Consider the following 15,464-nt stretch of genomic DNA (forward strand, 5'->3'; position numbering starts at 1 on the left):
ATAGGTTAACATTATAAAACGTATATTTATGGAATGTTTTTTGATGCAATGAAGTAAATCAGTTTGCTAATTATGAAGAATTTTAAAATTTTACTTTCTGTTATTCTTTTTATGGGCTTTGGCGTAATATATTCTCAATCAATAAAGTCCCCGTCTTTAAGTAATAAAAAGCCCCCTAAGACGTTGATCATAGACTCTATTCCAGTGGATATAACTAAAAGCTATCGTTTATCCGGAATTAATAATAAAAGTAATGACTATAGGTTGTTTTTTGGAATTTCTCGATTTACGGACTATCCTGCTTTTGGAGTTTCCAGAACTCGCCCTTATTTAATAGTAAGAAACAATGCATTCACTCATAAATCCTTATTTGATCCAGTAGCAAACATCTCATTACAAAACCAATCTTGGGATAATCCATTAAATTCTGACTCGTTCGGAGCAGGAGTAATAGCTGGTAGCTTACATTTACTATCTGGTTTCTTTAATTAAAAACCTTACTGTTAATTATCCAATATCTCGAAAATCAGAATGTAATAAAAGCATATTCTTTTTGAATTTCACTTTTTTTCTGTTCTAGTCTCTCAAGAAATTGTTGATGCTGCCGACTATTTGGATTAAAAGGTCTATGTGATATGGCACTTTGCACTTCTTTAACTTTGTTCATAACAATTAACGCTTCATTAGAGACCCAAGTTTGCTTAAAGTACTCCCATATATAGTCAATTGCTACATCACTTGGATGAATCATATCTGTATTATAAAACCTATAATCCCTTAGCTCATCCATCATAATTTCATAAGAAGGGAAATACGCAGCTGTGATGTCTTTATTTATCACCTGATGTATACCAGCGATTAAATGTGATTTACTTTGATTATTTTCTACAAAACCATCTTTACTATGTCTTACTGGAGAAACGGTAAACACCACTTTTACATTGGGATTCAAACTTTTGATTAATCCAACGCTATTTAGCAAACATTGAGTTACTTCTTCTACAGATAGGAGCTCTTTACTAAACTCCTTTTGAGATACTTTATGACAATTTGCTACTACCATATCCAGCGATTGTAAACGATAGACCCAAGCTGTGCCCAAAGTAATATATATATGAGTTGCCGATTGAATCTTCATATACGTCTGTTCTAATGCTCCATTTAGAGATTGTAACAAATACTCCTTATCCGAATGACTTAATCTAGAATGCGCGTCAAAACAATGCCACTGTTCATTATGATAAAACAAATCCGTTTCTGTATACGACTCTCGTTGAGTAGCCATCCATAGAAAAGTTTCAATTGCTTTGGGATGAAAAAGTATTCCGAAAGGATTTACTAAAGATTTATATTTAAAGTATGAAAATTTTTCTCCAATATTTTCAGCAAAACAAGATCCTATCAACAATAACTCTGAGTTATAATCAATCTTCGGTTGCTGAGGCTTTAAGGGTATTTTGGTTTGTAAATTCATACATAGTACCAACTCTCACCTTAATTGGTAAGAGGGGTATTGGTTTTTAATTAAACATATTGTTTTGCTTTTTCTAAAGCTTCCTCAATTCCTTTTGGATTTTTACCTCCAGCAGTGGCAAAAAATGGTTGCCCACCTCCTCCACCTTGGATATACTTTCCAAGCTCACGAACTACTTGACCAGCATTCAATCCTTTTTCTTCTACTAAGTTTTTAGAAATGTAGCACGACAATAATGCTTTACCATTATTATCTGCTCCAAAGATCATAAAAGCATTTTCTATTTCTCCTCCTAGCTCAAAAGATAAATCTTTTATTCCTGCTGGGTCAAGATCTACTTTTTTACCTAAAAATTGAATTCCATTTATTTCTTCAAATTCTGATTTAAGATCTCCTTTTAGGTTTTTAGCCTTATCTTTCAACAATACTTCTATTTGCTTTTTAAGATTCGTATTCTCATCCTGTAAAGTAGTTATTGCTTTAATAGGATCTTTAGGGTTTTTCAAAATTGCTTTTACTTCCGAAAATGCTTCAGATTGATTTGTAAAATAATCCTTTGCAGCATCACTAGTGATCGCTTCAACTCTTCTTATCCCAGCTGCAACTGCACTTTCGGATGTTATTTTAAAATGCCATATATCACTTGTGTTTTGGACATGAATTCCTCCACATAACTCCATAGATTCTCCAAAGCGTATTGCCCTAACATCATCTCCATATTTCTCTCCAAATAAAGCAATCGCTCCTTCTGCAATCGCCTGATCGTATGATATATTGCGCTTTTCTTCTAATGGCAACGCCTCTCTTATTCTAGCATTTACAAAATCCTCTACTTGTTGTAATTCATCAGAAGAAACTTTTGAAAAATGAGAAAAATCAAATCTTAAATTTCCACTATGCACCATAGAACCTTTTTGTTCTACATGCGTACCAAGAATGGTACGCAACGCTTGATGTAATAAATGAGTTGCTGTATGATTAGATGCTGTTCTAGATCTCTGTTTAACATCTACAACAGCCTTATGGGTTTCATTAATATGCTTTGGTAACGTTTTTGCAAAATGAATGATTAAATTGTTTTCTTTTTTAGTATCAACAATATAAACCACATCCCCATTAGCTACTTCTAAATATCCTTTGTCACCAACTTGCCCTCCACCTTCTGGATAAAAAGGGGTCTTATCTAGAACTAACTGATATAATTCTCCATCTTTTTTACTATTTACTTTTCGGTAACGAGAAATTCTCGTTTCTCCCGAAGTATGATCATATCCGATAAATTCTTCTGCAGCACCAGGAATTAATATTTCCCAATCTCCAGCTTTTACCTCAGAAGCTGCTCTAGAACGATCTTTTTGTTTCTGCAACTCAGCTTTAAACACATCTTCTTCATACTCATATCCTTGCTCAGATAATATCAATGCTGTAAGATCTTCTGGAAAACCAAAAGTATCATACAATTCAAAAACTTTTTCTCCAGAAACTACTTTACCCTTGGTACCTTTAATTACATTATCAAGCAATACTAGCCCTTGATCTAATGTTCTTAAAAATGAATTCTCTTCTTCTTTAATAACATTTACAATTAGGTTTTTCTGGGATTTTAATTCTGGAAAAGCTCCACCCATTTGACCACTAAGTGTATCTACCAGCTTATATATAAAAGGTTCTTTTGTATTTAAAAACGTAAAACCATATCTAATTGCTCTTCTTAAAATCCTACGTATTACATATCCAGCTCCAGTATTACTTGGCAATTGCCCATCCGCTATAGAAAATGATACTGCTCTAAGATGATCTGCAATCACCCGAATTGCTACACTAACTTTACCATTCTCATCTGTTGGTAAACTATCTTTATCATATGCAGCATTTGTAATCGTTTCTATTTCCCTAATTAAAGGTGTAAATACATCAGTATCATAGTTAGATTTTACACCTTGTAAAGCCATACACAATCTTTCAAACCCCATTCCCGTATCCACATGTTGTGCTGGTAATTTTTCTAAAGAACTATCAGCTTTACGATTAAATTGCATAAATACGAGATTCCATATTTCTACCACTAATGGATCATCTTGATTTACCAAATCACGACCCGGTATTTTAGCTTTTTCTTCTTCCGATCTTAGATCTACATGAATTTCTGAACATGGCCCACAAGGTCCTTGATCTCCCATTTCCCAGAAATTATCTTTTTTATTTCCCATGATAATACGATCTTCTGGAACAATTTTTTTCCATAAATCATACGCTTCTTGGTCCATCTCTAGATTTTCATCTTTTGCTCCTTCAAAAACTGAAACATATAGAATGTTTTTATCTATACCGTAAACCTCGGTTAACAATTCCCAAGCCCACTCGATTGCCTCTTTCTTAAAATAATCACCAAAGCTCCAATTCCCTAACATCTCGAACATGGTATGATGATACGTATCCATCCCTACTTCTTCTAGATCATTATGCTTACCACTAACTCTAAGGCATTTTTGAGTATCGGTCAACCGATTATTCTTAGGAATTCCATTTCCTAGAAAGTATTCTTTAAATTGATTCATCCCGGCATTGGTGAACATCAAAGTAGGATCGTCCTTAATAACCATAGGCGCAGAAGGCACTATACTGTGTTTTTTGGATTCAAAAAACGCTAAAAATTGGTTTCTGATGTCTTGGGATTTCATTTTTTTATATTTTCTTTATAATCAATTAATTACCGCAAGCAACCTAAAGATATGCTATCGATATTTGTCAGTTTTTTCTGGACTTTGTGACAATTTATTATATTTGTTCTCGCCTCAAAGTATAAACAAGCCTATTTTTGGCTAATATCCTGCAAAAATAGTATATTTTAGATTATGTCAAAGGTTAAATATTACTACGATAGCGAGACGCTATCTTATCGTAGAATTGAGCAAAAGAAAGGACGTAAATTTGGTTTCGCCATTTTAGGAATTCTTGGTGCTTTTTTGGCTGGTTTTGTGCTTTTATTAATCTATCTAAACATTCCTCAACTAGAAACTCCAAAAGAAAAGGCTTACAAAAGGGAACTGGATAACATGAAGCTGCAGTATGAACTTATGAATAAACAGTTAAAAAAAGATCACGCTGTTCTTGCCGAAATTGCAGAAAGAGATGATAACATTTACAGATTATACTTTGGTGCGCCACCAATTCCTGAAGAAGTTAGAGGTGCTGGTTATGGAGGTGTTAATAGATACAAAGGCTATGAAGGTTATGATAATTCTGAAATGATTATCGAAAGTCAAAAACAAATAGACAAGCTTACAAAACAAATAGCTGTGCAATCTATTTCATTAGATGAAATTAAAAATTTAGCAGAGCAAAAAGAAGAATTACTATCAACAATTCCAGCAATCCAACCAATTCAAAATTCTGATTTAAAAAGAATGGCATCTGGATATGGATGGAGAAGTGATCCTTTTACTAAGGCTAGAAAATTTCATTACGGAATGGATTTTTCTGCGGCCACAGGAACACCAATATATGCATCTGGGAATGGAACAGTAACAAGAGCTGATGCAAATTCTAGCGGTTATGGTAAACATATTAGGATAGACCATGGCTTTAATTATGTAAGTCTCTATGCACATCTTAGCAAGTACAATGTTAAAAAGGGTCAAAAAGTAAAGCGTGGTGATGTTATTGGTTATGTAGGAAGTACGGGTAGATCGGTAGCTCCTCATCTTCATTACGAAATATTTAAAGATGGAGAACGTATTAATCCACGTAATTTTTATTATGGAAGTTTAACTTCTGAAGAATTTAATGAAATGCTAAAAGCTTCTTCTTTAATTAATGAAACTCTAGATTAATTCCTATGCGCAAAGCACTTCTTCTTGTATTTTTAATTGGTTTTAATTTTAGTATACAAGCACAGAAATTTTCTAAAGAAACTATTGACTCAATGATTACTATCGTTGAGGATTTTAAACTAGAAATGGAAAAACTTTCAATCCCCAAAAGCATTAAGCTAATGGCGGTTGGAGATATTATGATGGGAACTAATTTTCCTAACGAAAGTTATTTACCACCAAAAGATAAAGGTCCATTTGATGATGTTAATATTGTTTTACAACAAGCAGATATTCTTTTCGGAAACTTAGAAGGCACACTTACTGATGTTGGAGAAAATGCGAAACGATGTTCTGACCCTTCTAAATGTTACTCCTTTCGTTCTCCGGAGTATTTTGGTAAATATCTAGAAGAAACAGGTTTTGATGTAATGAGTATTGCAAATAATCATATTGGTGATTTTGGAGCCATTGGCATTAAAAACACAGCCAAAACTCTCGAAAAACATAACATTGCATATGCCGGTATTTTTGCACAAGAATCTACTATATTCGAAAAAAATGGAATCACGTATGGATTTTGTGCCTTTGCCCCAAATAAAGATTGCGTAAAAATTCATAACTTAACCAAAGCAAAAAGAATTGTTAAGGAACTAAAGGAGAAAGTAGACATTGTAATTGTTTCTTTTCACGGAGGAGCAGAAGGAGCTGATCACACACACGTAACAAGAAAAACTGAACGTTTTTATGGTGAAGATCGAGGTAATGTATATCTTTTTGCACATACTTTAATAGATGCTGGAGCAGATATTATTCTTGGACATGGACCGCATGTATCAAGAGCGTTTGAAGTATATAACAATAAGTTCATTGCTTATAGTTTAGGTAATTTTTGCACCTACTCTAGATTTAATCTAACTGGAATAAAGGGATATGCACCTATTGCTGAAATTGAAGTAGACCCTAAAGGTAATTTCATAAAAGGAAAACTGCATTCTGCAAAACAGATTGATGAGATATATCCTTTTATGGATGATAAGAAAAGAGCTTTAAAGGAAATTAAAAAATTAACTGGCGAAGATTTTCCTGAAAGTAATTTGGTTTTTGAACAAGATGGAACTTTTACTCAAAAAAACGAGAATTAACTATGTATGTTGACTTACCGAAAAAAATGTACTATGGTATTGGCGAAGTAGCCGATGCATTTGACGTGAATGCTTCTCTGATTCGTTTTTGGGAAAAAGAATTTGACATCCTTAAGCCAAAAAAGAACGCTAAAGGAAATAGAAAATTCACTCCAGAAGACATCAAAAACCTAGAACTGATTTATCATTTAGTAAAAGAACGCGGGTTTACCCTAGAAGGGGCCAAAATTCATCTAAAAGAACAAAAACAAGAAGCTTTAGACAGCTTTGATATTATTAGGAAGCTGGAATCTATTAGAGGTCAATTATTGAAGATTAAGGAACAACTTTAATTTTTCATACTACGAAAGTACTTTATTTCTCTATATAACCTAGAAATATACTTGACTCAATCGAAGTAACATCAGATTGCATTTGTGTGAGTTTTGTTATACTTGCTACTAACGGAAAATCCTTAAAATTAAACATTAACCAATCCCTTCTTCTACCATCTCTATCACGTACTTGTCCAGTACTTAAAGCATTAGTTATTTCGGATTTTAATTCAGATGTTTCTGCCATTATCAAAAGTGTTTCTCTAAGTTGATCTATTTTCTCAACAAACTCTTTCCCTTTTTCTGAAAAACCGTTTCCCGTAAAAAAAATAGTATTTGGTTCCCCCATTAGTTCATAATTCTGAGGGTCCTTTTCACCTAACATCTCCTGTTTTATGGACTCTATATATTCTTTAAAACTAGTTGTTATAGAATCTACACGTAATGCTTTAACCAAAAGTTCTTCATTCTCTATTAATGCTAATAAAGAATCATTGTTTTTTTGAACTGAATAATTCTTTTGTTGCAAAGCTTCATCCATTTTACCGAATGCAGAAACAACATCTCTACTACTCTTAACCACAAGAAAACTAATCCCTGAAATTATAAATATTAGCAACAATAGTATTATCAAAAGAGGTTTTTTCATATTCAGAACCTTACTTCTTTCTAAAATAAACCGCTACGGGCACTCCATGAAAATCAAACTCTTTACGCAGTTTATTTTCCAAAAATCGTTTATATGGTTCTCGAATATATTGAGGCAAATTACAGAAAAACGCAAATTGTGGTTGAGGTGTAGGTAACTGCATGCAATACTTTATTTTTACATACTTTCCCTTATATGCTGGAGGTGGATTCCTCTCTATAATAGGAAGCATTGTATCATTCATTACACTCGTTTTGATCTTTTTAGAACGATTTTTATATACATCTACAGCAGTCTCTATAGCTTTGAAAAGCCTTTGTTTAGTTAATGCTGAAATAAAAACAATAGGTACATCTGTAAAAGGCTCTATCTGCTTACGGATGTACTTCTCAAAATCTTTTAAAGTATTACTTTCTTTATTTTCGATTAAATCCCACTTATTCACTAAAATCACAATACCCTTGCGGTTACGTTCTGCTAACCAAAATATATTTTGAACCTGAGCATCAAATCCGCGAGTAGCATCCACTAGTAATAAACATACGTCACTATGTTCTATAGCACGAACGGATCTCATAACAGAATAAAACTCTAAATCTTCTTTAACTTTAGACTTACGTCTTATACCTGCAGTATCTACTAGGTTAAACTCAAAACCAAAACGATTATACTTGGTATCAATAGCATCTCTAGTAGTTCCTGCAATATCTGTAACGATGTATCGATCCTCGCCAATAAGCGCATTAATAAAAGATGATTTTCCGGCATTAGGTCTTCCTACCACTGCAAAACGTGGTAACTCTGAAACCTCTTCTTCTTCTTGTTCAGGTAGCGCCTCTACCAAAGCATCTAATAATTCTCCAGTACCGCTTCCATTAATACTAGCAATCGTATAATACTCCCCTAGACCTAGGCTATAAAACTCTACAGCATTTTCAGCCCTTTTACCATTATCTACTTTATTAACTGCCAAAAAAACTGGCTTATCAACTTTACGAAGTAAGTTAGCAACTTCTTCATCCATACCAGTTACACCTGACTCCACGTCTACCATAAAAATGATTGCATCCGCTTCATCAATAGCTAGCTCAACCTGTTTATCAATTTCAGCCTCAAAAATATCATCACTTCCTACTACATAACCACCTGTGTCTATAAGTGAGAACTCTTTACCATTCCAATCACTTTTACCATAGTGACGATCTCGAGTAACGCCACTAACCGCATCTACGATTGCTTCTCTTCTCTGGATCAGTCTATTAAAAAAAGTAGATTTTCCTACATTAGGTCGCCCTACAATTGCCACTATATTGCTCATTATCCTGAATTCTAAAATTTGTGCAAAATTAGTCTTTTTATTCTTCCTAAACTATTGAACCGTAATATGAAGTAAATAAAAATAAAGAGGAAGGTAATAAAAACGAAAAAGCTCAACGGTCAGCGCATCGACCTATTGAACTTTTTCATAATTGATAGTCAGTCAGTGAAATAATTACTTATTTCAAAGATAAAAACAATTCTATATAAGTTGGTTACTGTAAAACAACAAACTTTTTATGGACGTGATTACTTCACTTCATAAATTGCTACTGTATTAGAAACTTCGTTAGTAACTATTACTAATGCATCGCCTGTTGGACTATCTTCGGCTTTTATAGTGATTAAACCTTCTGGTGAAATATCAGACGCATCTCTTAGCCATTCTATAAACCTAGGATTAACTGGATTAGAGATATCATATACCATGATTCCTCCTGTTCTCTCTAAACCTACAAATAACAATGTACTTCTACCTATACTCAAGGTCTCTACCGCTTCTGGTTCTGCACCTTTATCATCTGATCTATTATCTACTCCATCACCCTCGTTACTATTAAATGCGCTAGGATCTAATTCAAATACCGTTTTTGCTATTTGATCTCCGCTATCATATACTTTAACTCCTGTTGTGGACCAAATTGTGAAAGACCTTCCTCCATAAGCATAAATTTGATCTACATCACCATCACCATCTATATCTCCATTAGCAATTGTAGTCTTTAATCTTCCTAAGTTTTCATCTAACTGTAAAGTTTCTGCATCAGGATATACAGTAGGATCTAAAATTAAGTCCTTTACTCTTTCTTCTTCTGAATATCCATCATAATCTCTTGCATCTCCTTCATTAGCTGTAATTAAAAATCTAGCTCCTTGTATTCTAGCGAAAATCATGGCATCAGGATGATAGTATCCCAATACAGGCCAATTTTGAAAATTCCCTACAATATCATCCCTATCACTAGCATCTATTTGATTTTCTCTAAGCGCATAATTTTTTACCCCTAAACCTGTAATATACCTAACTGTCTTAGTTCTTAAATCTATTGTCGCAATACCATTATTTTCTTGCAATGCAACATAAGCAGTTTTAGAATCATCTGAAACTGCAATATACTCTGGCTCTATATCCTGAGCTAACGTTGCCCCAGGACCAAATACTCTAAAGTCATTACCTATAGTCCTTCCATTAAAACCAGTAAAACTTACTTGATTTACTTCTCCAGTACCAACTTCAATTATTGTAACCGATCCTTCTGGATCTAAAGTATATTCATCATTAGGTTCTCCTTCATTAGCTGCAACAATATACTTACCATTAGGACTAAAAGTCACCATATCAGGCAGTGCTCCGGCAGGATAGGTATTTAAAAGAGTTTGTGATGTTGCATCATAAGTTACAATCGTACCATTTGCTTGTTTATTAGCTGGATTTTCTAGCGCGACAGCCACAATTCCTTCATGCACAGCTACACTATTTGGAATTCCATTTAAAGCAATATCTGTCCCCGCTATAGGATTGGAAGGGTAAGATATATCCCAAACAGAAAGTTCCACATCATTTGGGTTTACTACAAATAACTTAGCTGTCTCTGGATCAAAGGCAGAAATTTCTGCAAAACCTTCGTCTCCGGTTCCATTTATAAAACCTCCGATTTTGTTAAACGTAAGATCATCAGTACTGCCACCTCCCCCTTGATAATCATCAAGATTACAAGAATAAAATAATCCTAAAGCCCCAATTACAACTAGACTTGATTTGTTAAAGATTTTCATTATTAATTTGATTTGCGTTAGCTAGCTAAATTCAATAATGTATATATCTTTAATGTTATGAAAAGAATAAATTATAAATAACTTAAACTTCAAAAAAAACTGCCTAAAGAATATTCTTTAGGCAGTTTTTTATTTAATTATTTTGAGAATACTATTTATTTGACAATAAACTTCTTGTATTCTGTTCCTTCTTCTTTATCAATCTTAATTAAATACATTCCAGAAGGCATTGAACTTAATGTGTCAAAAGTTAACGATGTTTTACCCTTCTTAATTTCATTCTCAGCAACTTTAGGAATCATAGTTGAACCAGACAAGCTATAAAAAGACACATATACTTTTTGGTCTTTCTTAGATGCTACATCAACCGTTAGTGTTTCTCCTGATCTCAATACTGTTGGATATACAGTGGATGATATAATTGATTCATCACAATCTTGAACAAAAACTGTTACTTCATCCGTATCACTACAATTACCTACAGTAATAGTTAACGTATAACTTGTAGTAGTGCTTGGTGATACGACAATACTTCTTGTTGTCTCTCCTGTTGACCATAAATACGCATCAGCAATAGTAGTGGAAGTTAAAGTTGCTTCTTCTCCAAAACCTTCACATAAAAACTTATCTCTTCCGGCACTTACTTCTACAATAGTAACTCCAACAACAACCTCATCTATGGCTTCACAACTACCATTTGTTAAAATAACAGAATATGTCGTTGTTTCTGTCGGTGATACAGTTATACTTGTTGTAGTTTCTCCAGTAGACCAAAGAACATCTCCTTCTCCTGCTACTGTAAGCACTACTTCTTCTCCCCAACATATTTCTTGATCATCACCTGCATCTGCAACAAGGGTACAACCTTCTACCGAAACAGTTACTTCATCCTCAGCAGAACATCCATTTGCAGAAACAGTAACAGTATATGTAGTAGTTTCTTCTGGAGAAACCTCAATTGTTGAAGTAGTTTCTCCTGTTGACCATACATAAGTATCACCTCCCGTAGCGGTAAGCATAGTAGTCTCTCCTACTGCAATAGTTTGATCATCTCCCGCATCAGCAGTAACCGATTTTACTGTAACAGTTACCTCATCTGTAGCAGAACAACTACCATTTGTAACTTCTACAGTATATGTAGTAGTATCAGATGGTGAAACTTCAATAGCAGCAGTAGTCTCTCCTGTTGACCATAAAACATTACCTTCTCCAACTACTATGAGCGTTGCTGTTTCTCCTTTACATATATCTTGATCATCTCCTGCATTTGCTGTAGCCGAATTTACAGTCACAACCACTTCATCTGTAGCAGAACAATTACCATTGGTCACTTCTACATTATATGTCGTAGTATCAGACGGTGAAACTTCAATAGTAGCAGTAGTCTCTCCTGTTGACCATAAAATATCACCTTCTCCAACTACTGTAAGTGTTGTTATTTCTCCTTCGCAAATATCCTGATCATCTCCTGCATCCGCCGTAGCAGAATTTACAGTTACAACCACTTCATCTTCTCCAACACAATCCGTACAACTTGTAACAGTTACAGAATAGGTTGTATCTTCTTCTGGTGACACAGTAATACTTTGTGTAGTTTCTCCGTTAGACCACAAATATTGAACCTGTCCTTCTTCTTGAGAAATACATTCTCCTATATTTATATTAAAATCTCCAAAAGAATCAGGATCTCCTTCTAGATTAAACCATCCTGAAGCTCCATAAACCTGAGGTGTATATTCAAACACATTTGCTCCATTTCCTACTTGAAATGCCTCTCCTCTTCTAGAAATATCATAACTTAATGCACCTCCAATTTGAGTAATAGTTCCACTAATTTCTGTGTAATACTCCCAACCGGTTGCATCTTCTGATTGACAAAAACTATCTTTAGGACTATCAACAGGTGGAGTATTAGTTAAACCAGAGAACGTGGCATCCACTAAGAACGATGTATTTGTAGAGTTATACTCAAATACTTCACCTTTTAGTGTAGCTGTTCCATCTGTAGTATTATCATTCCAAACAAGGTTTACATTTCTAAACCATAATCTAGTACCATTATCATTTATGAAAACAACAAACTGGTGCTGTCTTCCTCTACAATAGTCCGTATCTTTAATACCATACTCAACACAATCACCACAATTAATACCTGTAGCCTGAGCAGTTAATGTAATCTCTTCTCCTAAACATATTTCTTGATCATCTCCTGCATCTACTATAACTGGATCATTTACTACAATAGTAACTGAATCAGATGCCTCGCAACTACCGCTTGTTGCAGTAACTACATATGTTGTTGTTTCAGTTGGAGATACTGTAATTGTTTCAGTAGTTTCTCCGTTAGACCAGCTAAATGTACCTTCTCCAATAGCAGATAATGTAACTGTCTCTCCTAAACATATATTTTGATCATCTCCAGCATCAACAACAGCAGATTTAACGGTTACCGTTACTTCATCTGTTGCAGAACAACCATTACAATTTGTTACTGTTACAGAATATGTTGTATCTTCTTCTGGCGATACAGTAATACTTTCTGTCGTCTCTCCATTAGACCATAAGAAACTAGTATTATTTGTCTCGGAAGTAATGCAATCTCCAAAATTAAAATTGAAATCTCCTACTGGATATTCACTATCATTAGTATCAAACCATCCACAAGCTCCAAACTTACCTAATTCTTTTTCAGTTTGGTTAGCTCCATTACCCATCTGGAATGCTGGGCCTCTTCTAGATAAAGTTGTAGACCAAGATCCATCCTCACTAGTAATAGTTCCAGTAAACTCTGTGTAATATTGCCAAGCTGATTCATCTTCATCATTACATAAATGTGATTTTGGACTATTGGCAGGAGCAATTGCAGTTTTCCCTGTAAACACTGCATCAACTTCATAATTTGATTGTGTATTTGTATAATCAAAAACAGTACCTTTAAGAGTTGCAGTTCCATCTGCAAGTTCGTTCCACTCTAAATCAACATTAGAAAAGAATCTTCCACCATCTAACCACAATACATAGTTTTGATTCCCCTTACAATAATCAGTATTTTGTATACCATATTCGATACAACTCTCACAATTTTCATTTCCATCTGTAATAGCTGTTAAAGTAACCTCATCTCCTAAACAAATCTCTTGATCTTCTCCAGCATCTACCTGCGGAACATCATTTATTACAACTTCTACAGAATCTGAAGCATTGCAATTTTCACAATCCTTAACCGTCACTGTATAAATTCCTCCTTCACTTACGGTAATGGATGGAGTAGTTTCTCCTGTAGACCACAGGTAACTTACCTCTGTTGTTGAAGTTGTAACACAGTCTCCTAGGTTAAAATTAAAGTCTCCTCTATTATATTGATTATCCGTTGTATTAAACCAACCGCAGGCTCCAAATTTTCCTTCTTCAGTTTCTGTAACATTAGCTCCATTTCCTAATTGAAAAGCTGGCCCTCTTCTTGACAGATCAATTGACCAAGATCCGTCAGAACTTGTTACAGTACCAGTTAACTCTGTATAATAAATCCATGCAGATTCATCTTCATTATTACACTCATGCTCTTTTGGACTATTTGTTGGTGTGGTATCTGTTCTTCCTGAATAGACTGCATTTACCTCATACGTAGTCTGGGTTAAGGTATGATCAAAAATAGTTCCAGTCAATGTTGCTGTACCATCTGCCAATTCATTCCATTCTAAATCAACATTAGAGAACCATCTTGGATTATTACCATCCGTTAACCACATTACGTAATCTTGATCTCTTTTACAATTATTAGTATTTAACACACTATATTCTCCTACGCAATCTACACATTCTGATGCTCCAGAAACTATTGCAGTAAGTGTTACTTCTCCTTCTCCGCAAAATTCTGAATCATCACCAGCTTCTACAGTTAAAGCACAACTTACATCATCATCCGTACAAGAATCAAATACATGCTGGTGTAACTCTCCTTGAATATGATGATAATTTGCTGCGATAACTTGTCCATTAATATTTCCTGAGGAATCCTTTATCACATCTGATTTAGGAGCAAATAAACTACCAATGATCGTTGAACCCCCTTTTAGCGTTATACTTGAATTATTATAAAAATTCCAAATAATAAAGGCTCCTTGCTGATCCCCAATTCCAGTAAGATTTAGAATATTCCATTCAAAATCACCTGCCGCATCAACATTTATAATTAATGGCGTATTCTGACTTGGAGTATTTTCAAAAGTTAGATAAGGAAGGTTCTGCAACTCTGTCCCAGTAATATGCAAAACGTTTACTGTATTTTCAGAAAGTAACATTTTATTATCATTACTTATCTGAACATTAGATAACATATTACTATATGAGATAGATTTTGATTCGAACGCTGCAAAAGCTGCTTCAAAATCAATCAAATTAGCCTGACCAACTGAACTTTGATCTTGCTTTCTTTGTACTTGAATTCTTGGCTTAGCATCGTAATCTCCAGCAGTAACTCTTGTATTAACTGATGCTAAATTAAAATCTACATCAAAAACTGAAGAGCCATTTAAATCACCTACTTTGGTGTATCCTTGATTAAGATGTATTCCTTCTCCTGAGATGTAAATTACTTTACCATTTACAACTAAGGATGAAGCTTGGTCATCTCCATTAAAAAAATTAGTCCCTGGCGTTTGAGCCGCTATTGTAATGATTCCATCAATAGTTAAATCTCCTCCTAATGCAATAGGACCTTCGGTATCTCCACCATTAACTATAGTATTATACCTAACAAATGCATTATACCCCAATGCTTTTTCTAATGGGTTATTACAAACAGATGTTGTTGAATCAAAACTTGCATTATTCTTGTCAGCCAAGGTGTTAAATCCCGAGGTCAACATAAAAATGACGATCATTGCTAGGCTAAAGAAAGAAGAACTTATAGAAGTCACTCTCACTTTACCGCTCAATGAGTTAAGCTTGTTAGTAGTTTTAGACATTGTGTAGTTG

General features: G+C 34.3%; 10 protein-coding genes. 4 read left to right on the top strand and 6 right to left on the bottom strand.

Features of this window, described 5'->3' with window-relative positions; translation table 11 throughout:
* The first annotated feature begins 72 nt into the window (after nucleotides 1-72).
* Nucleotides 73-492, top strand: a complete 420-nt coding sequence (locus J8L88_RS07555; protein WP_120650250.1) for a hypothetical protein — start codon at nucleotides 73-75, stop codon at nucleotides 490-492.
* 34 nt (nucleotides 493-526) lie between these two features.
* On the opposite strand, the gene J8L88_RS07560 is transcribed toward J8L88_RS07555, so the two are convergent.
* Complete coding sequence (locus tag J8L88_RS07560) at nucleotides 527-1,474, bottom strand: GSCFA domain-containing protein (protein WP_118389985.1); 948 nt, start codon at nucleotides 1,472-1,474, stop codon at nucleotides 527-529.
* Between the two features lie 50 nt (nucleotides 1,475-1,524).
* Nucleotides 1,525-4,155: an alanine--tRNA ligase gene (gene alaS, locus J8L88_RS07565; protein WP_211060403.1), complete on the bottom strand. Its 2,631-nt coding sequence runs from the start codon at nucleotides 4,153-4,155 to the stop codon at nucleotides 1,525-1,527.
* A gap of 174 nt (nucleotides 4,156-4,329) precedes the next feature.
* Here alaS and J8L88_RS07570 point away from each other — a divergent pair, with 174 nt between their 5' ends.
* Genes J8L88_RS07570 through J8L88_RS07580 form a run of 3 tightly spaced genes read left to right on the top strand, consistent with a single transcriptional unit; the run spans nucleotide 4,330 to nucleotide 6,763 of the window.
* Entirely contained in the window at nucleotides 4,330-5,307 is a 978-nt protein-coding gene (locus J8L88_RS07570; RefSeq protein ID WP_027395259.1) for a M23 family metallopeptidase, read from the top strand.
* Between the two features lie 5 nt (nucleotides 5,308-5,312).
* Nucleotides 5,313-6,431, top strand: a complete 1,119-nt coding sequence (locus tag J8L88_RS07575; protein WP_211060404.1) for a CapA family protein — start codon at nucleotides 5,313-5,315, stop codon at nucleotides 6,429-6,431.
* Nucleotides 6,432-6,433: 2 nt separating this feature from the next.
* Nucleotides 6,434-6,763: a MerR family transcriptional regulator gene (locus tag J8L88_RS07580; RefSeq protein WP_027395257.1), complete on the top strand. Its 330-nt coding sequence runs from the start codon at nucleotides 6,434-6,436 to the stop codon at nucleotides 6,761-6,763.
* A gap of 22 nt (nucleotides 6,764-6,785) precedes the next feature.
* Here J8L88_RS07580 and J8L88_RS07585 read toward each other — a convergent pair whose 3' ends face one another.
* The 4 genes from J8L88_RS07585 to J8L88_RS07600 all read right to left on the bottom strand — a co-directional run bounded on the left by J8L88_RS07585 (nucleotide 6,786) and on the right by J8L88_RS07600 (nucleotide 15,454).
* On the bottom strand, nucleotides 6,786-7,394 hold the full coding sequence (locus tag J8L88_RS07585; RefSeq protein ID WP_027395256.1) for a hypothetical protein: 609 nt from the start codon (nucleotides 7,392-7,394) through the stop codon (nucleotides 6,786-6,788).
* A gap of 10 nt (nucleotides 7,395-7,404) precedes the next feature.
* A complete protein-coding gene (gene der / locus J8L88_RS07590) occupies nucleotides 7,405-8,712 on the bottom strand; it encodes a ribosome biogenesis GTPase Der (protein ID WP_027395255.1) in 1,308 nt (435 codons plus the stop codon).
* A gap of 248 nt (nucleotides 8,713-8,960) precedes the next feature.
* A complete protein-coding gene (locus J8L88_RS07595; RefSeq protein WP_211060405.1) occupies nucleotides 8,961-10,487 on the bottom strand; it encodes a choice-of-anchor I family protein in 1,527 nt (508 codons plus the stop codon).
* Between the two features lie 155 nt (nucleotides 10,488-10,642).
* Complete coding sequence (locus J8L88_RS07600) at nucleotides 10,643-15,454, bottom strand: collagen-binding domain-containing protein (protein ID WP_211060406.1); 4,812 nt, start codon at nucleotides 15,452-15,454, stop codon at nucleotides 10,643-10,645.
* Nucleotides 15,455-15,464 lie beyond the last annotated feature (10 nt).

This window comes from Aquimarina sp. MMG015 (genome assembly GCF_018100855.1).
In the GTDB taxonomy this organism is placed as follows: Bacteria; Bacteroidota; Bacteroidia; order Flavobacteriales; family Flavobacteriaceae; genus Aquimarina; species Aquimarina latercula.